Raw genomic sequence first — 16,598 nt, forward strand, 5'->3', positions numbered from 1 at the left:
GACCGGTTCATGCCTCATGTACCCTGACATGACAGAAACCGCCGCGCCCTCTATCGGATCCCCCCTTGCGCCAGTGACCGGCAGGAAGACCGAGGTCGTCACCCTCGGCTGCCGGCTCAATGCCTATGAGTCCGAGAAGATGGCTGAACTGGCAAAGAGCACCGGTCTGTCGGATACGATCATCATCAATACCTGCGCGGTGACGAACGAGGCAGTGAGACAGGCGCGGCAGGCCGTCCGCAAGGCGCGCAAGCGGGCGCCCGGTGCCCGCATCGTGGTGACCGGCTGCGCCGCGCAAATCGACCCTGACGGCTTCTCCAGCCTGCCCGAGGTGGATGCCGTGATCGGCAATGCCGACAAGCTGACGGCAACGGCATGGCAGTCCGTATCCGCCGGGAACGCGGCGGTCGTCGGCGACATCATGCAGGAAACAACGACCGAGACGGCAACGCCGCTGCCCAGGGTCGAACGCGCCCGCGCCTATGTGCAGATCCAGAATGGCTGCGACCACCGCTGCACCTTCTGCATCATCCCCTATGGCCGCGGCAATTCCCGCTCCGTGCCGATTGCCGATGTCGTCGCCGAGTGCCGCGCCATCACCGCGCAGGGCGTGAAGGAGGTCGTGCTGACCGGTGTCGATGTCACGTCCTACGGTCCCGACCTGCCGGGCATGCCGACGCTGGGAATGCTCGTCTCGCGCATTCTGAAAGAGGTCCCGGAGCTGCCGCGCCTGCGCCTGTCATCCATCGACGGGGCTGAGATCGACGGGCATCTGTTCGAGCTGCTGGTCAGCGAGCTGCGTATCGCGCCATATCTGCATCTGTCGCTGCAGGCCGGCGACAACATGATCTTGAAACGGATGAAGCGCCGCCATACGCGCGAACAGGCAATCGCCTTCTGTGCCGGCATCAAGGAGCGCCGGCCGGAAGTGACCTTCGGTGCCGACATCATCGCCGGCTTCCCGACGGAGACGGACGAGATGTTCGAGAACTCGCTGAAGCTGGTCGAGGAGTGCGCGCTGACCTTCCTGCATGTCTTTCCCTATTCGGCGCGCAAGGGCACACCGGCCGCGCGCATGCCACAGCTCGATGGCGCCATCATCAAGGACCGCGCCGCGCGCTTGCGTGCAGCCGGGGACGCCGCGCTGGAACGTCATCTCGCCGGATTTGTTGGCAACAGGATGAGTGTCTTGACGGAGAAAGCCGGCAAGGACGGCACCGGCCATGCAAGGCTCGCCGACTTTACCGAAGTCCGCTTCGAGGCGGGCGGCAATGGCCATCTGCGCGCGGCGGGACATATAATTGATGTCATCATCACCGGGCATGACGGGCGCGCATTGGTCGCGACGCTGTAGAAGGCAAAGAGAACGGACAAACGGATGAGCGAGAAAAAGGGATTCTTCAGCCGACTGTTCGGCGCACGCGATGCTGCCGATGATGAGGTCAAGAGCGGCCAAAAGACGAGTGAGGGACGCCAGGGTGTCACCGATCGCGACGCCCATGATGTCGATGCGGAACGCCCGGACGACGACAAGGAAAAAGCCGCCGCCACCGCTGTCGAGGACAGCGAGGCTGGAGCGGCGGTCACCCTGCGTGAGGGTCTGGAAGCAGAGGCCGCTGTGCCGGTACAGCGCGAGGACGCGGACAACCTCGCCCCGAATGCAAATGTGGACGGCTATCTCGAGATCGACGACGAAAACGCGATGCCCGTCGCCGACACCGGCCCGGCCGTACCCGATGTCGAGGCGCGCCACCTGAACGATGTTCCGGTTACGGAAACCGAGGGTGACGTCGCGCCGGAGATAAAGGAACGACGGACTGCGCCTGGGGACACGGTGGCAGAGGAACAGCCAGCCTCCATATCCGACATGCCCGAACCGGTCGACGGCATTGCTGATGATCTGCCAGCGCCGGAAGCAGAGCCCCGAAGCCCGGTCATCGATTATCCGGAACCCGATGTTCCGGACACGCCCGCACCGCGGTCCGCGCAGCCGACACCGACATCTGCGAAGAAGCCCGGGTTTTTCTCGCGCCTGCGCGACGGCATGTCGAAATCGTCCGAAAAACTAAGCGGCGGTGTCAGCGCGATCTTCACCAAGCGCAAGCTGGACGATGAAACGCTGGAAGAACTGGAAGACCTGCTGATTTCCGCTGACCTTGGCCTGCCGGCCACGACCCGTATCATCAAGGCGCTGTCAGAGGGGCGGTATGACAAGAATGTTTCGCCCGAAGAGGTGCGCGACGTGCTGGCGAGCGAAGTCGCAAGAACGCTGGAACCGCTGCAGCGGCCGCTTGAGGTCAAGGCGGGCAATGCGCCCCATGTGATCCTGATGACCGGCGTCAATGGCGCGGGCAAGACAACCACCATCGGCAAGCTTGCCAGGAAATTCGCTGATGACGGAAAATCGGTTATGCTGGCGGCGGGCGATACGTTCCGCGCCGCGGCGATCGAGCAGCTTCAGGTCTGGGGCGAGCGCACCGGCGCGCCCGTTATTACCCGCCCGGTCGGGTCCGATGCCGCCGGGCTTGCATTCGATGCGCTGAAGGAAGCGAAAGAAAAGAACATCGACGTCTTGATGATCGACACCGCAGGCCGCCTGCAGAACCGTCGCGAGTTGATGGACGAGCTTGCCAAGATCGTCCGTGTGATCAAGAAGCTGGACGAGACCGCGCCTCATGATGCGATCCTGGTCCTCGATGCGACGGTCGGCCAGAACGCGCTGAGTCAGGCAGAGGCCTTTTCGCAGACGGCGAACATCACCGGTCTCATCATGACAAAGCTCGACGGCACCGCGCGCGGCGGCGTGCTGGTCGCGCTTGCCGACAAGTTCGACATTCCGATCCATTATATCGGGGTTGGCGAAAGCGTCGAAGACCTGCAGCCTTTCGAGGCACGCAGGTTCGCGCGCGCATTGGCGGGCATCACCACAGATCAATAGTCACCACAAACGGGCAGGGACAGACAAAGATGAGCACAGGCACCAAAGGGCGCAAACTATCCGGCTGGCAAAAGGCGGCGGTCGACTTCGGACCGCTGGCACTGTTCTTCATTGGCTATTTCCTGCCGGACAGGGTCGGACCCGTCGTCAACAACATGCTCTCGACCGGATTCTTCACCGAAGACGGCAACGAGCTTTATCTTGCGCTGATCCTTTTTCTGCCGGCCTATATCGTTGCATTCATCGCATCATTGATCATTGAACGGCGCATCGCCCCCATGCTGCTCGTCAACGGCGTCATCGCTATCGGCCTTGGCGGGCTGACGCTTCTGTCGGGCAACAAGACGCTGTTCTACATGAAGCCGACGGTGATCTATGTCCTGTTTGCCCTCGTGCTGACCGGTGGCCTGTTGACCGGCCGCAATTTCCTCAAACTGATCTTCGACGATGCGTTCCGTATGCCGGACAAGGCCTGGTACACGCTGACATGGCGGTTTGCCGCCGCTTTCCTCGTCATGGCAATCGCCAATGAAGTCGCGTGGCGGACATTGACCGCCGGCTGCGTACCCGACGCGGAATGTGCCGGCGAGGGTACATGGGTCAATATCAAGATCTTCGGATTCACTGCAGCCTATATTCTCTTCATCATCACGCAAGGCCCGTTCATCGCCAAGCACATGGAAGATGGCGGCAAAGGCGGCAAGGGCGACGGTGCAAAGATCGTGGACGGCCCGGACGATACGGCAGCTTTCGTCAACACGGACAACAGAACCGATGCGGCTGAAGAACGGACCACCGCGAACGACGATGCGAGTCGTAACAAGCCCGGCGCCTAAAGGCCCTCAACTGGATTGGTGAAGGGCGGGAATGCATCCCTGTCCTTTACCTGATGATAGTGGCGCAGCGCCCAGGCGACGCTGGGGAATGCGAGTTCGTCCCACGGGATATCATCCCATTCGAACAGCCCCACCTCTTCGCTCTCCGGGCCCGGCGCGATCGTTTCCGGATTTTCCAGGGTTGCCCGAAACATAAGCTGCACCTGGGATATATGCATGATCGAATAGGTCGCGAGCAGTTGATGGATCGTCAGTGTTGCACACGCCTCCTCGCGCGCCTCGCGCATGGCACCGTCTTCCGCTGTCTCCTTGTGTTCGAGATACCCTGCCGGCAAGGTCCAGTAGCCTTTGCGCGGATTGATCGCACGCCGGCATAAAAGGATACGTTGCCCTGCGGTCGCGACGGAGCCGACGACGATCTTCGGATTGTCATAGGCGATGAAGCCACACCGGGTACAGACAGAGCGCTCTACCGTGTCCCCGTCAGGCACTTTCCGGGTAAAGTCCGGCTCCATCCTATCTGGTTTGTTTCCGTCCGGACCGGCCATATCCTACTCCTTAAAAGTCGGTGTTGTTGTTATGGTCTTGCCACAGATATTCCGCTTTACCCCTTTTTGGTCAAAAAATGTGGAAAAAATCTTGCAAAACGCTCCGACACCGGACACCGTGAAAATGTTTGTTAACATGCGCGATGCAAACAAGGACTACCAGGGCGGTTATAAGCGGGGAGACCTTCTCCATATCGTCTGGCTAAAGCCGGTACAGAAGATCGGCCCGTAGAAAGATAAGAGGAAGACAATGGCTAATTTTTCGCTCGAACAATCCCCCGGTCACCTGCTCCGCCGGGCTCAACAATATGCATACGACCTGTATGCAAAGGAAGTGGGCAAATCCGGCCCGACACCGCGTCAGTTCGCGGTGCTGCACACCGTGTCTGAAAACGAAGGCCTGAGCCAGACCGATCTGGTCCGCAAGACAGGCATCGACCGGTCCACCCTGGCAGACATGATTTCCCGCCTGATCAAAAAAGGCCTGCTCGCCCGCGAGCGTACGAAAGCCGATGCTCGGGCGAACTCTGTAAAACTGACAGCTGCTGGCAAGCGCGTTCTGTCATCTGCAACGGCAAAAGTCGAAAAAGCGGAAGCTGCCGCTCTCGATGTCCTGCCAAAAACTCAACAGGCAGCGTTCATGAAGGGTCTTTCGACCTATGCAGAAGCGCTGGACAAAATAGAGGCTGAACAAATGGCACCGAAGAAACGCGCGCCGCGCAAGGCAACCGCGAAGACTACCAAGAAAGCTGCTGCAAAGAAGGCTCCTGCCAAAAAGGCTGCTGCGAAGAAGGCACCGGCAAAGAAAGCCGCTGCCAAGAAAGCCACCAAGAAGGTAGCTGCGAAAAAAGCGCCGGCAAAGAAAGCCGCTGCGAAAAAAGCGCCGGCAAAGAAAGCCCCTGCCAAGAAGGCACCGGCGAAGAAAGCTCCTGCCAAGAAGGCACCGGCAAAGAAAGCCACCAAGAAACGCGCTGCGAAGAAGAAAGCCTGACACGGCCTGACACGCGCATGAACGAGCAAGACGCCACCGCAAGCCGGTGGCGTTTTCTTTTGTGTCGTCACGGTCCGGAAACGGCGCGCTTCTTCCAGCGGGCGACAGGTGGTGGCCCGCCTGTCATGACCGGCCTGTTCTCGAAAGATCCCATCGAGATCATCCGGTCATAGAGGATAACCGCCGTCGCCACGGCGACATTGACGCAGAACCGCGTCGGTATCTTCACCACATGATCGCATAGCGCCGTTGCCTCATCCGACAGGCTGCCCTTCTCCGGGCCGAACAGATAAGCCGCCTGCAGAGGATGTCGGAAGCTCGGCAGCGGGATCGCCTCCTCGGTCAGCTCGACACCGACCAGCGTGCAGCGCACCGGCAGCCGCATCTCCTCCAGGCTCGGCCACGGATAGAAGGGCAGATGCTGCGCGCCCTTGGAGGTATCGGCGGAGTTGATATCGCGCAGGGCGTGATGCATCTGCACGGTGAAAACGAAACTCGCGCCGAAGCCGTTGGCCGTGCGCAGGATCGAACCGAGATTGCGCGCCTTGGAAATACGCTCTGCACCAACGCCGAAATACCCCCGCATCATTCTGTCTACCCTCCCACCTTGCCGCCCTGGCAAAACCGCCTTCGGATCAAAGCGCCAGTGTAAGCGAGACAGGTGCGTGATCGGAAGGTTTCTCCCAGCCGCGCGCCTCTTCGTGGATTGCATAGGCAGCGCGCCCGCCGGCGAGGGCCGCCTTCTTCAGGGCCGGGGTGACCCAGATATGATCGAGGCGGCGGCCGCGATTCGACGCCTGCCAGTCCTTCGCACGATAGGACCACCAGGTGTAGAGCTTCTCAGGCTCGGGGATCAGCTCGCGCGCGACATCGATCCAGCCCGTCCGCTCGATGATCCGTGTCATGTGCTCGACCTCGACCGGCGTGTGCGAGACCACCTTCAGCAGTTGCTTGTGCGACCAGACATCATGTTCGCGCGGCGCGACATTGAGATCGCCGACGAGGATCGATTTCGTGTCGACACTGTCGCCAAAGCGCTCGGCCATTTCGGTCATGAAATCGAGCTTGTGGGCGAACTTGTCATTGACCGCCGGGTCCGGTTCATCGCCGCCTGCCGGCACATAGAAATTGTGGATGTGCACATCCCCCTTCAGGCGGATCGCGATATGACGGCAATCGTCCTTGCTGCAGAACTGGTCTGCCCGTTCCTCCTCGAACGGCGTGCGCGAGGCAATTGCGACGCCATGATAGCCCTTCTGGCCGTGTACGGCGATATGGGGATAGCCGGCCTTCTCGAACGCCTTGCGCGGGAACTGGTCGTTCAGGCACTTGATCTCCTGCAGGCAAAGAATGTCGGGCTGCTCTTGCTTCAGGAAGCGCTCGACAAGGCCGATGCGCAGACGGACGGAATTGATGTTCCAGGTCGTGATCTTCATTGGGTGGCTATTGCTCTCGTCTTTCTTCAGGCCATCGCCATACCGCGCATGAACAAAAAAAGCCACAGAGGCTTGGTATGGAAGCCTCTATCGCCGAGGATCCGTCGCCTTGAACACATCGAGCGCGAGCTGCTCATCGACCCAAACTGCCATGTCTGAATACCCGTCGCGCCAGCCGAGTTCGGGCATGCGGAAGTCGAGGTAATCGAGGGTCGTGACAAAAGCGATGGAGGCCATGGTCCGGTTTGTCCTGATCTCATCAAGACAGGCCGCCATGGCGCCGACCCCGGTTCCGACATTGTCTGCCCAGCGCTGCATCCACCAGGGCGATTGCGCCTCGCCCTGCGGCGTGCGCAGGCGCATCATCGTGCGGCTGACACAGGCATCGAGCACACCATTGCACAGGGCAAGGAGCGTCCTGATCCGCCATGGCGCCATCTCTTCGCCTACGAACAGGCTCTCGCCATCGCCGAGCGTGTCGAGATAATCGCAGATCACCGCGCTGTCATAGATCAACTCGCCGTCATCGGTCTCCAGCACCGGTATCTTGCCGAGCGGATTCATCGCCTGCAGGCGGGCGCGCTCCGCCGCCGTATCGATGCGGACCACTTCCAGCTCATTGCCGAACCCGTGATGGGCCGCGACCAGCAGGCAGTTGCGCACAAAAGGAGAGGTGGTCGATCCAAAAAGTTTCATGAGTCTGGTCCTGGCTGGCTTGGGCGAACCATAGCAGCCCGGATCAAGCCGGGGAGAAGTTTTTCTGTGCACGGCGATTTCATTTGGTCGCAGGGTAATCTAGAGAAGCGCCATGGACATGCCCGACTTCCTGCCCACGTTTTTGCCAGGCGACCTCACCCTGTGGCAGGCCATCATCGTCATTCTCGTCAGCCTGATCGGCGCGGCCATGACCGCCGCAACGTCGATCGGCGGCGGGCTGTTGCTGGTCGCGATCATGAGCGCGTTCTTCCCGCCTGCCGCGGTCATTCCGGTGCATGCGGTGATCATGATCGGGTCGAATGCCGGGCGCTCGGTGTTGCTGCTCAACTATGTCAACTGGCGCATCTGGGGCTGGTTCGTGGTCGGGCTGGTTGCCGGGGCCCTTGTCGGCAGTCAGGTCGTGTTCTCCCTGCCGGCGGAAGCCCTGCGGCTCGCCATTGCCGCCTTCATCCTGTTCACCCAGTGGGGCCCGAAGATCGGCAGCTTCGTTTCCGGCGAGGGGCGCAAGGGCAGCATCGTCTATATCGTCACCGGGGCGATCTCGACCTTTCTGACGCTGTTTGTGGGCGCCACCGGGCCGTTCATGACCGCCGTGCTGTCGAAGGACCGGCTGACGCGGCAGGAGATCGTGGCGACCGCAGGCGTGTCGATGACCTTTCAGCATACGGTCAAGGTCTTCATCTTCGGCTTTGGCGGGTTCCTGTTTGCGCCATGGCTGCCCTTTATCGGGCTGTGCGTCCTTGCCGGGTTCATCGGCAGCTTCATCGGGACGCGGGTGCTGCACACTATCGATGAAGCGCTGTATCGCAGCCTGCTGAAATGGATCCTGACCGGGATCGCCGCCTATCTGGTGCTTCTTGTTCTCTTCTAGAAAATATTGAAGCTGGAGCCGATGACCGAGACCGGCCAGCGGCCCTGTTCGTAGAGGCGGAATTTCAGGGCGAAGAGATGGTCGGCGGGATCAAGCTCGGGATCGACGGCAGCGGCGAGCAGCGTGAGGGCTGCGTTGTGGGTCGACTGCACGGCAGAGCCGACCGACAGATTGTGGACGTCCTCGTCGACCATGTCCCACAGGGCTGCGGTATCCAGCAGCGCGCTTTTGACCGCATGGCCAGCCTTGTCGGAGACGACGGACAGGCCGAGCTGCAGCGCCTCTTCGGAAATCGCTTCCAGCGCGCGGCCGGTCAGGTCGGCGCGCGCCAGTTCCTCGGCTTCCCAGGCGGGGCTCGACCAGTCGAAGGTTTCCGCCGCAGCGGCAGCCTCGTCCCAGCTCGGCAGAACGGCGACCTCGGTGCCCGGAAAACCGAGACGGTCGAGATAGTCATCGGCGATCTGGCGGGTCGAGCGGCTGAGGGGTTCGCCGAGGCGGGAAAACCACGGGATCAGTTCCAGCCCGTCGGCAAAACGGCGCAGGCGGGAGAGAACGGGGACTTCCAGCTCCAATTGTTCAAGGTCGATATCGTCGGGATACATGTCTGACATACCTTAACAGGTGGCGCGGAGACGGGGATGTTTCAAGCGAAAAAAGCGCCCGGCCGAGCCGGGCGCAATTTGCGCTGTAGCGCTTCTTCAACACCGGGAGGGGAATCCGGCGACGCGAAAGCAGTTCTGCAAGCGGGGGGCGACGCTGAACTGCTTCAAACCTTGCGCGTGGTGTTACTTTCACGCATCACCCAGAGAAATTCAAGTTACAGAATAGAAAATTTTCTTGCTTGTTGCATGAATATCAATGTTAGCGGTCCCGCAGGAAAGAACCACCGGCCTCCGGCGCCCGGAAAGCGTTGTTGGCGATGCGCACGCCCGTTTGCGGATCATGCAGTTCAACCACGGTGACGCCGCCGCGCGGATCGTAAACCGCCCAGCGCACCAGCTGAAGCTCCGGCGCGGCAAATTCCAGCACCAGCTGGCCCTCGGTCTCGATGTCTGTCGATTCCAGCGTCAGAGAGACCGTGTCGGCCTGGCGATTGACCGCCGTCAGTTCGGCATCGGCGCTGTCGATCTGCTCGGCGAGCAGGAATTTCAGCGGCGTCTTGTTGACCGGATAGCTGTCGGTCGTCTCCAGCTCGCTGTCATGGACATAGACGAGGCCCTGATTGGCGACGATCAGCGTCGGCACCGGCTGGTCATATTCAAAGCGCAGGCGGCCGGGACGCGCCAGCTGCATCGTGCCTTCGGTGATGTTGCCACTCGGCGCGATCTGGGTGAAGCGGGCCTGCATCGTGTCGATGCCCTGCAGATAGGCGACGGCTTTCGCAAAGATTTCATCATCGCTGAGATCAGCGAAGACAGCGTTGTCGACGCCTTCGGGCTCCTGCAGGTCTGCCCCTTCCTGATCAATGGGCGTCATGGTGGCAGGGCCGGTGCTCTGTCCGGTGCGTTCAGGAGCCAGTTCAGGGGGCTTTGTCAGGTCGCGCGGCTCGGCCATCGGCTCGAGATCATCCTGCGCGTCATCTTGCACCAGGACGGTCGCGGCGGCTGTTGCAGGCGCTGCGGCGGCGGGTGTCGCGGTGGCAAGCGCAAACACGCTCAGGCAGGGGTAAAGGGCGGATATGGTCATGATGGTCTGGGACTCCTCACCATTTCAATTCTTCTGACCTGCAATCTAGGCGCCCGGTCCGGTCAAAGGAAGGGCACGGTGCGGCCAGATTGTGGCGGGCCATCACAGGTTTGTGGGCCAGCTCAACTGGCGCACATCGTCTTGATCACGTCCTGCGCGGCGCGGGACCAGCCGGCGTCGGCGAGCAGCGGGCCCTTTTCCGCCAGCTCGAAATCGGCGAAATCGAAGCCGGGGGCGACGGTGCAGCCGACGAGCGCATAGTCCGCGCCAGGCGCGGGCCGTGCCCCGAACCAGGTGCCGGCGGGCACGACATGCTGGGGATGGTCCGGCGACAGCCGGGTGATGTGCACGTCGCCGTCGCGCAATTCGTGGATCAGCAGCGGCCCGCCCTCGTAGAAATGCCAGATCTCGTCCGAGGCGATCCGGTGCAGGTGCGAGACATTGCCCGACGCCAGCAGGAACAGGATCGCTGTCGAGGCTGCGCGCGGGCCATTAGGTGTGTCGACCGTGGTGTCGGCGCGATAGGTCTCGGCGAACCAGCCGCCTTCGGGGTGCGGCTGGAGAGCGTAGTGGTCAATCAGACGGTCGAGGCCGGTCACGTCAGCCCTTGCGCCCGGCCAGCGCCGCCATGGCGAAGACGATCATCAGCCCGGTGAGCCCGGCAAGCGCGATCGTCAGCGCCAGATGGCCCGGCGGGGCGGGGCGGACGAGGAGCATCATCGCCGCAGCGCATAGCGCAGTGAACAGGGTGGCGAGGAGAGACCGCGCGACGGTCGGCGGGGCCGACGGCCTGACGACGATGAAGGTGACCAGCGCCACCACGGCAAAGAGGATGGCATAGCCCCAGCCGCCGGCCATGGAGGTGAGCAGGCCGCCGGCGACATGGCCGCCGATCGGGATTGCGTAGTAGAGGATCGCGACGATCGCCGCGAGGCAATAGGCGAAAAACAGAAAATAACGCATTTGTTTCGTCCCCGTATCATTTCCGGCCTCCAGCCTAGCATGCCGCCCCTGCCCGCGCACCCCGCAATGCCCTCACGCCAGGCGGGCGGGCTCAGGGAAGGCGGGCTCAGGGAAGGCAGGCAATGGCGGCAGCGTTGAGCGGGACGTTACAGGGCGCAAAGCTGCGCGCGCGGGTCTCCACACCCGCCTCGCGCTGGGCGATTTCGTGATCGAGGCATCGGCAATGGGGCACATGGCCCGGCGGGGTGACGCTGTAGGCCTGATGCGGCAGGGGATGGGGCCAGTCGATCTCCATACGGACGGACGCGGCGCGGGCGGCCGCGCGCGGCGGCATCGAGGCGCTGGAGGCGGCGGGCGAGCCGGGGCGCATTGCGCCGGTCTCCGCCTGCCCCGGCATCCTCACCCGGCGTCCCCAGAGAGCATAGTAGGGTGCGCGGCGACGGAGATGAGTTTGTTTGAGTGCGTCGTTATGGGTTTTTGGCTTTCAGCGCTTGGACGGAGCAGTGGCGGTCTTCGGAAAGGGTGTTGGCGCTGGCTGCACTGACGTATCGCCCTTTACCCTGTCAGGCCGCGTCTTCGCCCAGCAGCACGTCGCGCTTGCCGGCGTGGTTGGCGGGGGAGATGACGCCTTCTTCTTCGAGTTTCTCGATCAGGGTCGCGGCGCGGTTATAGCCGATCGACAGGCGGCGCTGGATATAGGAAGTCGAGGCCTTGCGGTCGCGCACGACGATGGCGAGCGCCTGATCATAGAGCGCATCGCCGGACGATGTGTTGCCGCCGATCGACATGCCGTCCGCCCAGTCCGGATTCTCGCCATCCTCGTCGTCCTCGGTGACTTCCTGGACATAGTCCGGCGCGCCCTGTTTCTTCAAATGGGCGACGACCTTTTCGACTTCCTCGTCGGAGACGAAGGCGCCGTGAACGCGGGTCAGGCGACCGCCGCCGGCCATGTAGAGCATGTCGCCCTGGCCGAGCAATTGCTCCGCCCCCTGATCACCCAGTATGGTGCGCGAGTCGATTTTCGATGTGACCTGGAAGGATATCCGTGTCGGAAAGTTCGCCTTGATCGTGCCGGTGATGACGTCGACCGACGGGCGCTGGGTCGCCATGATCAGGTGGATGCCGGCGGCCCGGGCCATCTGGGCCAGGCGCTGGACCATGCCCTCGATATCCTTGCCCGCGACCATCATCAGGTCGGCGACCTCGTCGATGACGACGACGATGAACGGCATGGTCTCGAAATCGAGTTCTTCGGTTTCGTAGACGGGTTCGCCCGTCTCCCTGTCATAGCCGGTATGAACGGTGCGCGAGAGAACCTCGCCGCGCTCCTCCGCCTCGCGGATACGCTCGTTGAAGCCGGAGATATTCCGCACACCAACCTTGGACATTTTCTGATAGCGCTGCTCCATCTCGCGCACGGTCCATTTCAGCGCGACGACGGCCTTGCGCGGGTCGGTGACGACTGGCGCCAGAAGGTGTGGAATGCCCTCATAGACGGACAGTTCGAGCATTTTCGGGTCGACCATGATCAACTTGCACTGGTCCGGGGGCAGGCGATAGAGCAGCGACAGGATCATGGTGTTGATCCCGACCGACTTGCCCGACCCGGTCGTCCCCGCGATCAGAAGGTGGGGCATGCGCGACAGATCGGCAAATTCCGGCTCGCCGCCGATATTCTTGCCGAGCGACAGGGTCAGCGCGCCTTTCGCGTGCTCGAACTCGGTGGCGGAGACCATCTCGCGGAAGAACACCGTTTCGCGGTCGAGATTGGGCAGCTCGATGCCGATGGCGTTGCGGCCGGGCACGACGGCGACACGGCAGGCGACGGCGCTCATCGAGCGGGCGATATCGTCGGCGAGGTTGATGACACGGGAGGATTTGACGCCGGCGGCAGGCTCCAGCTCGTATAGCGTGACGACGGGACCGGGGCGGACATTGATGATCTCGCCGCGCACGCCGAAATCGGCGAGCACCGTCTCCAGCATGCGGGCATTCTGTTCCAGCGCCTCGTCGGAGACGGCGATGCGGTCGCGATCGGTCGGTTTGGCCAGCAGGTTGAGCGGCGGGAGGCGGTAGGTGCCGGCGTCGAAGACCGGGAAGTCGGGCTGGACCTCGGCCGCTTCACGGCTCGACTTTGCCTTTTTCTTCTGGTTGCGGATGATCTTGCGCTTGACCTCGTCAGAGACTTTGCTGCGCATGGCCGGGTCGGCAACGAGGCGGTCATCATCCTCGTGCCCGTCGCTGTCCCCGTCGTCGTCTTGAGCCTCGGCTGCGGCGGTGGCGTGGTATCCGGCCTCTTCCTCTTCATCGCGGCGATCGCGCATGACGAGGGCAGCGAGGGCCTCGATCTTCTCGCGGGCGGAATCCCAGATCTCGAAGGCCGCTTCCAGCGCCAGGTCAATGTGCCAGCGCTCGACCCCGCAGGCGACGCAGGTCGCCCAGGTGGCAAGCGCCAGCCAGATCGCCCCGGCAAAGGCGACGGCCCCGGGAATGCCGACAAGCGCAAAGGGCCAGGTCAGCAGGGCAGACAGCGCGCCGCCGATCAGCCCGCCCATGGAGACGAGATAAGGCCAGTCTGCCGTCAGCGGCAGGCCTCCGGCAAAACCGGCCATGGCGAGGAAACCGATGATCCAGCAGCAGAACTTGGCCCAGGCGCTCAAGGGCGTCGCGTCTTCAGGTGCCCCGTGGCGCAGGCCGGACCAGCCCCAGACGATGAGCGTGACCGGCAGCAGGAGTGCGCCGCCGCCGAGCAGCTGCAGCAGGAAATCGGCCGTATTGGCGCCAACCGGCCCGGCGAGGTTCTGCACCGGGTTGCCGGTCGCGTTATTGAAGGTCGGATCATTGATCGAGAAGCTGGCGACCGCGAGCCAGCACATAGCGGCGAGGAAGATCAGCGCCGCGCCGCCGCAGCGCACGATCAGGCCCTTGACCGCGTTGCCGGCACGGGCAAGCGCGGAAATTTCCGGTTCTGGCTGTATGGGTCGGCGGGCGGTGCGGCTCATCGAAACGGTCGGTTACTTGCTCTGGTGTTTTACGCGAACTTGGTCTGAACGCACAGGCTGCCATGCGCTTTGCAAAGATTAGGTTAACGCCTGATTAAGCATTGCGCGAGACCGCATGACAATCGGGTAAGATCGGGCACAGCCGGAAGGCCGCAAAAAACCCGGCATCCATGGCGGATGCCGGGTTTTTGTTTTCCACAGCCGGGGCTTTGCGTTACCCGGCGCGGAATTCGGGGTAGGCCTCGAGGCCGAGCTCGGCCTTGTCGAGGCCGACCTGTTCATCCGCCTCGCTGGCGCGGATGCCGATGGTGAACTTCAGGATCACCCAGACCAGCGCCGAGACGATGGAGACGAACGCACCGATGGAGACGACACCGATGATCTGCCAGCCGATATTGGTCCCGGCATTGGACAGCGGCACGATCAGTGTGCCCCAGATACCGCAGACGAGGTGGGCCGGGATGGCGCCGACGACGTCGTCGATCTTCAGCTTGTCGAGCAGCGGCACGGCCAGACACACCAGGACACCGCCGACGGCACCGATGAAAGCAGCCTCCCAGATGACCGGGGCAAGCGGCTCTGCCGTGATCGAGACGAGACCGCCAATGGCGCCGTTCAGGGCCAGGGTCAGGTCGACTTTCTTGTACAGGAAGTGCGATGCGATCATCGCAGCGACCACGCCGGCGGCGGCGGCCGTGTTGGTGTTCACGAAGATCGTGGCAACGGCGATGATGTCGTCAGCCGTACCGGCGGCAAGCTGCGAGCCGCCATTGAAGCCGAACCAGCCGAGCCACAGGATGAAGGTGCCGAGCGTAGCGAGCGGCAGGTTGGAGCCGGGCATCGCACTGACCTTGCCGTCCATGTATTTGCCAAGACGCGGGCCGAGGATGATCGCGCCCATCAGCGCGGCCCAGCCACCGGTGGAGTGCACCAGCGTAGAGCCGGCGAAGTCCGAGAAGCCGCCAGCTGCAAGCCAGCCGCCGCCCCATTGCCAGCCGGCCTGGATCGGGTAGATGAAGCCGGTCAGCGCCGCAGTGAAGATCAGGAAGGGCAGCAGCTTGATGCGCTCGGCCAGCGTGCCGGAGACGATCGAGGCTGCCGTGGCGACGAAGACCATCTGGAAGTACCAGTCTGAATGGGCGGCATAGCCGACGGCGATCTGTTCGACCGCGGAGCCTTGATCGTCGCTCATCCACAGGAAGAAGTCGGTGGTGATGAAGCCGCCTTCCGACACGCCATAGATGAAGTCGTAGCCGAACAGCCAGACCATCAGCCCGGCAATGGAATACAGCGAGATGTTCTTCAGACAGATCGTCGCCGCGTTCTTGGAGCGGACCATGCCGACCTCGAGCATGCAGAACCCGGCGGCCATGAACATGACCACCATGCCGGAAATCAGGAACAGTATCGAGTTGAAGACGAATGCCGAAGTGTCGGTCGCGGGCTGGATTTCCTGCGCCATGGCACCGCTGGCCAAGGCCATGCCGAGCATGGACGCGACGCCGCCGGCAATCAGATGTCTGGTTAACTTCATGAGAATAAACCCTCGTCGGTGTTATTGTTTTTCGGGCTTTTGCCGCCCGTCACTCGAAAGTGTCATCCTATTGTCATTCGAAACGGGAGGCAACACGAAACCTTGTGCATTGCAGCAACAAATTTCTATTTTCTGCTCTGAATCGCATTATACTAGCATTTAATTTCATTCAACGCCCCGGCAGTAGCACTAATTGTTGCATTGACGTCACAGCGCGGGCCGGATTTTACAGTTTTGTAAAAAAGGCGTTGATTTCGCAACGCAGCAATTTTAGGCATTTTATGTCACGTATGGAGGGGCCGAGGCAATTCCATATCAAGAGAGGTAACAAGGAGATAGTTAATGCTCAAGAAATTGATGATCAGTGCAGCAGCGCTGTGCGTAGCCGCCCCGGCAGCCCTGTCGACGGCATCCGCCCAAGAAGTCGGCGTATCCGCGTCGATTGACTACGTATCGCAGTATGTCTTCCGCGGCTACGGTCTCGCCGAAGGCGCGATCCAGCCGGGCGTCGAGCTGTCCTATGGCGGCCTATATGGCGGTGTCTGGTATTCCGCCCCGGTCGAGAACGACGAATTCTACCTGGAAGAGACGGATTTCTATGTCGGCTACGGCTTTGCCCTGTCCGAGACGATTTCCGCTGATGTCGGCGTCACGGCCTACACCTATTCCGACGATGTCGACACGACGACGGAAGTATATGGCGGCCTGTCCTTCGACGCACCGCTGGCGCCGTCTGTCTATGCCTATTACGATTTCGACCTGGAAATCTTCACGCTGGAAGGCTCCGGCGGGTATTCCTGGCCGCTGGCTGAAGCCACCAGCCTCGATCTCGGCTTCGCCGCCGGCTTCGCCCAGGGCGACGATGTCGATTGGCAATATGCGTCTGTCGGTCTTGCCGTCAGCCAGGCCTTCTCTGAATTCGTCAGCGGTTATGCAGGCATCAATGCCGGCGTGAACTCCGAAGACGGCTTCATCGACGATATCGAGATGGGCGAATTCGAATCGACCGGCATCTGGGCTGGCGTCGGCCTCTCCTTCTCGAACTAAGACCTTTTCCTTTAGCGGGGAAGATCGGC

The 16,598-nt window shown here is 62.0% G+C and carries 17 protein-coding genes; 6 read left to right on the forward strand and 11 right to left on the reverse strand.

Annotated features, from left to right (window positions below; genetic code table 11):
• The first annotated feature begins 28 nt into the window (after positions 1–28).
• The 3 genes from mtaB to IEV88_RS11790 are packed head-to-tail and all read left to right on the forward strand — an operon-like array spanning position 29 to position 3,774.
• The gene (gene mtaB / locus IEV88_RS11780) at positions 29–1,354 is read left to right on the forward strand and encodes a tRNA (N(6)-L-threonylcarbamoyladenosine(37)-C(2))-methylthiotransferase MtaB (RefSeq protein WP_188158258.1); all 1,326 of its coding nucleotides are present in this window, start codon (positions 29–31) and stop codon (positions 1,352–1,354) included.
• 24 nt (positions 1,355–1,378) lie between these two features.
• On the forward strand, positions 1,379–2,938 hold the full coding sequence (ftsY, locus tag IEV88_RS11785; protein ID WP_188158257.1) for a signal recognition particle-docking protein FtsY: 1,560 nt from the start codon (positions 1,379–1,381) through the stop codon (positions 2,936–2,938).
• Between the two features lie 29 nt (positions 2,939–2,967).
• Positions 2,968–3,774 (forward strand): inner membrane-spanning protein YciB, encoded by an 807-nt coding sequence (locus tag IEV88_RS11790; protein WP_188158256.1) that lies wholly within the window; start codon positions 2,968–2,970, stop codon positions 3,772–3,774.
• Here the strand turns inward: IEV88_RS11790 and IEV88_RS11795 are convergent.
• Positions 3,771–4,322: an NUDIX hydrolase gene (locus IEV88_RS11795; RefSeq protein ID WP_206711185.1), complete on the reverse strand. Its 552-nt coding sequence runs from the start codon at positions 4,320–4,322 to the stop codon at positions 3,771–3,773. The two genes, IEV88_RS11790 and IEV88_RS11795, sit on opposite strands and share 4 nt — an antisense overlap.
• 250 nt (positions 4,323–4,572) lie before the next feature.
• On the opposite strand from IEV88_RS11795, the gene IEV88_RS11800 reads away from it, so the two are divergent.
• The gene (locus tag IEV88_RS11800) at positions 4,573–5,313 is read left to right on the forward strand and encodes a MarR family winged helix-turn-helix transcriptional regulator (protein ID WP_188158255.1); all 741 of its coding nucleotides are present in this window, start codon (positions 4,573–4,575) and stop codon (positions 5,311–5,313) included.
• A gap of 67 nt (positions 5,314–5,380) precedes the next feature.
• Here IEV88_RS11800 and IEV88_RS11805 read toward each other — a convergent pair whose 3' ends face one another.
• The 3 genes from IEV88_RS11805 to IEV88_RS11815 all read right to left on the reverse strand — a co-directional run bounded on the left by IEV88_RS11805 (position 5,381) and on the right by IEV88_RS11815 (position 7,445).
• Positions 5,381–5,902, reverse strand: coding sequence for an RNA methyltransferase (locus tag IEV88_RS11805; protein WP_206711184.1), 522 nt, complete (start codon positions 5,900–5,902; stop codon positions 5,381–5,383).
• A 46-nt stretch (positions 5,903–5,948) separates the two neighbouring features.
• A complete protein-coding gene (gene xth / locus IEV88_RS11810) occupies positions 5,949–6,749 on the reverse strand; it encodes an exodeoxyribonuclease III (protein ID WP_188159193.1) in 801 nt (266 codons plus the stop codon).
• Between the two features lie 87 nt (positions 6,750–6,836).
• Entirely contained in the window at positions 6,837–7,445 is a 609-nt protein-coding gene (locus tag IEV88_RS11815; protein WP_188158254.1) for a glutathione S-transferase N-terminal domain-containing protein, read from the reverse strand.
• A 112-nt stretch (positions 7,446–7,557) separates the two neighbouring features.
• On the opposite strand from IEV88_RS11815, the gene IEV88_RS11820 reads away from it, so the two are divergent.
• Positions 7,558–8,337, forward strand: a complete 780-nt coding sequence (locus IEV88_RS11820; RefSeq protein ID WP_188158253.1) for a sulfite exporter TauE/SafE family protein — start codon at positions 7,558–7,560, stop codon at positions 8,335–8,337.
• Here the strand turns inward: IEV88_RS11820 and IEV88_RS11825 are convergent.
• From IEV88_RS11825 to amtB, 7 genes are all read right to left on the reverse strand, one after another.
• The gene (locus IEV88_RS11825; protein ID WP_188158252.1) at positions 8,334–8,948 is read right to left on the reverse strand and encodes a hypothetical protein; all 615 of its coding nucleotides are present in this window, start codon (positions 8,946–8,948) and stop codon (positions 8,334–8,336) included. The two genes, IEV88_RS11820 and IEV88_RS11825, sit on opposite strands and share 4 nt — an antisense overlap.
• 250 nt (positions 8,949–9,198) lie before the next feature.
• A complete protein-coding gene (locus IEV88_RS11830) occupies positions 9,199–10,023 on the reverse strand; it encodes a LolA family protein (RefSeq protein WP_188158251.1) in 825 nt (274 codons plus the stop codon).
• Between the two features lie 122 nt (positions 10,024–10,145).
• Entirely contained in the window at positions 10,146–10,622 is a 477-nt protein-coding gene (locus tag IEV88_RS11835) for a cupin domain-containing protein (RefSeq protein WP_188158250.1), read from the reverse strand.
• A 1-nt stretch (position 10,623) separates the two neighbouring features.
• On the reverse strand, positions 10,624–10,986 hold the full coding sequence (locus tag IEV88_RS11840) for a hypothetical protein (RefSeq protein WP_188158249.1): 363 nt from the start codon (positions 10,984–10,986) through the stop codon (positions 10,624–10,626).
• 106 nt (positions 10,987–11,092) lie between these two features.
• A complete protein-coding gene (locus IEV88_RS11845) occupies positions 11,093–11,383 on the reverse strand; it encodes a hypothetical protein (RefSeq protein WP_188158248.1) in 291 nt (96 codons plus the stop codon).
• Between the two features lie 166 nt (positions 11,384–11,549).
• Positions 11,550–13,988 (reverse strand): FtsK/SpoIIIE family DNA translocase, encoded by a 2,439-nt coding sequence (locus tag IEV88_RS11850; protein ID WP_188158247.1) that lies wholly within the window; start codon positions 13,986–13,988, stop codon positions 11,550–11,552.
• 214 nt (positions 13,989–14,202) lie between these two features.
• The gene (gene amtB / locus IEV88_RS11855) at positions 14,203–15,522 is read right to left on the reverse strand and encodes an ammonium transporter AmtB (RefSeq protein ID WP_188158246.1); all 1,320 of its coding nucleotides are present in this window, start codon (positions 15,520–15,522) and stop codon (positions 14,203–14,205) included.
• 342 nt (positions 15,523–15,864) lie between these two features.
• On the opposite strand from amtB, the gene IEV88_RS11860 reads away from it, so the two are divergent.
• The gene (locus IEV88_RS11860; protein ID WP_188158245.1) at positions 15,865–16,569 is read left to right on the forward strand and encodes a TorF family putative porin; all 705 of its coding nucleotides are present in this window, start codon (positions 15,865–15,867) and stop codon (positions 16,567–16,569) included.
• Positions 16,570–16,598: the final 29 nt, after the last annotated feature.

The sequence above is a fragment of the Aquisalinus flavus genome, assembly GCF_014640095.1.
Taxonomy (GTDB): Bacteria; Pseudomonadota; Alphaproteobacteria; order Caulobacterales; family Parvularculaceae; genus Aquisalinus; species Aquisalinus flavus.

What these genes read in the sequence shown, in the direction of transcription:
- IEV88_RS11790 (WP_188158256.1), top strand. Translation starts at nt 2,968, where the DNA reads ATGAGCACAGGCACCAAAGGGCGCAAACTATCCGGCTGGCAAAAGGCG.
- IEV88_RS11815 (WP_188158254.1), bottom strand. Translation starts at nt 7,445, where the DNA reads ATGAAACTTTTTGGATCGACCACCTCTCCTTTTGTGCGCAACTGCCTG.
- ftsY (WP_188158257.1), top strand. Translation starts at nt 1,379, where the DNA reads ATGAGCGAGAAAAAGGGATTCTTCAGCCGACTGTTCGGCGCACGCGAT.
- IEV88_RS11830 (WP_188158251.1), bottom strand. Translation starts at nt 10,023, where the DNA reads ATGACCATATCCGCCCTTTACCCCTGCCTGAGCGTGTTTGCGCTTGCC.
- xth (WP_188159193.1), bottom strand. Translation starts at nt 6,749, where the DNA reads ATGAAGATCACGACCTGGAACATCAATTCCGTCCGTCTGCGCATCGGC.
- IEV88_RS11860 (WP_188158245.1), top strand. Translation starts at nt 15,865, where the DNA reads ATGCTCAAGAAATTGATGATCAGTGCAGCAGCGCTGTGCGTAGCCGCC.
- IEV88_RS11805 (WP_206711184.1), bottom strand. Translation starts at nt 5,902, where the DNA reads ATGATGCGGGGGTATTTCGGCGTTGGTGCAGAGCGTATTTCCAAGGCG.
- IEV88_RS11795 (WP_206711185.1), bottom strand. Translation starts at nt 4,322, where the DNA reads ATGGCCGGTCCGGACGGAAACAAACCAGATAGGATGGAGCCGGACTTT.
- IEV88_RS11850 (WP_188158247.1), bottom strand. Translation starts at nt 13,988, where the DNA reads ATGAGCCGCACCGCCCGCCGACCCATACAGCCAGAACCGGAAATTTCC.
- IEV88_RS11845 (WP_188158248.1), bottom strand. Translation starts at nt 11,383, where the DNA reads ATGCCGGGGCAGGCGGAGACCGGCGCAATGCGCCCCGGCTCGCCCGCC.
- IEV88_RS11820 (WP_188158253.1), top strand. Translation starts at nt 7,558, where the DNA reads ATGGACATGCCCGACTTCCTGCCCACGTTTTTGCCAGGCGACCTCACC.
- IEV88_RS11800 (WP_188158255.1), top strand. Translation starts at nt 4,573, where the DNA reads ATGGCTAATTTTTCGCTCGAACAATCCCCCGGTCACCTGCTCCGCCGG.
- IEV88_RS11825 (WP_188158252.1), bottom strand. Translation starts at nt 8,948, where the DNA reads ATGTCAGACATGTATCCCGACGATATCGACCTTGAACAATTGGAGCTG.
- IEV88_RS11840 (WP_188158249.1), bottom strand. Translation starts at nt 10,986, where the DNA reads ATGCGTTATTTTCTGTTTTTCGCCTATTGCCTCGCGGCGATCGTCGCG.
- amtB (WP_188158246.1), bottom strand. Translation starts at nt 15,522, where the DNA reads ATGAAGTTAACCAGACATCTGATTGCCGGCGGCGTCGCGTCCATGCTC.
- mtaB (WP_188158258.1), top strand. Translation starts at nt 29, where the DNA reads ATGACAGAAACCGCCGCGCCCTCTATCGGATCCCCCCTTGCGCCAGTG.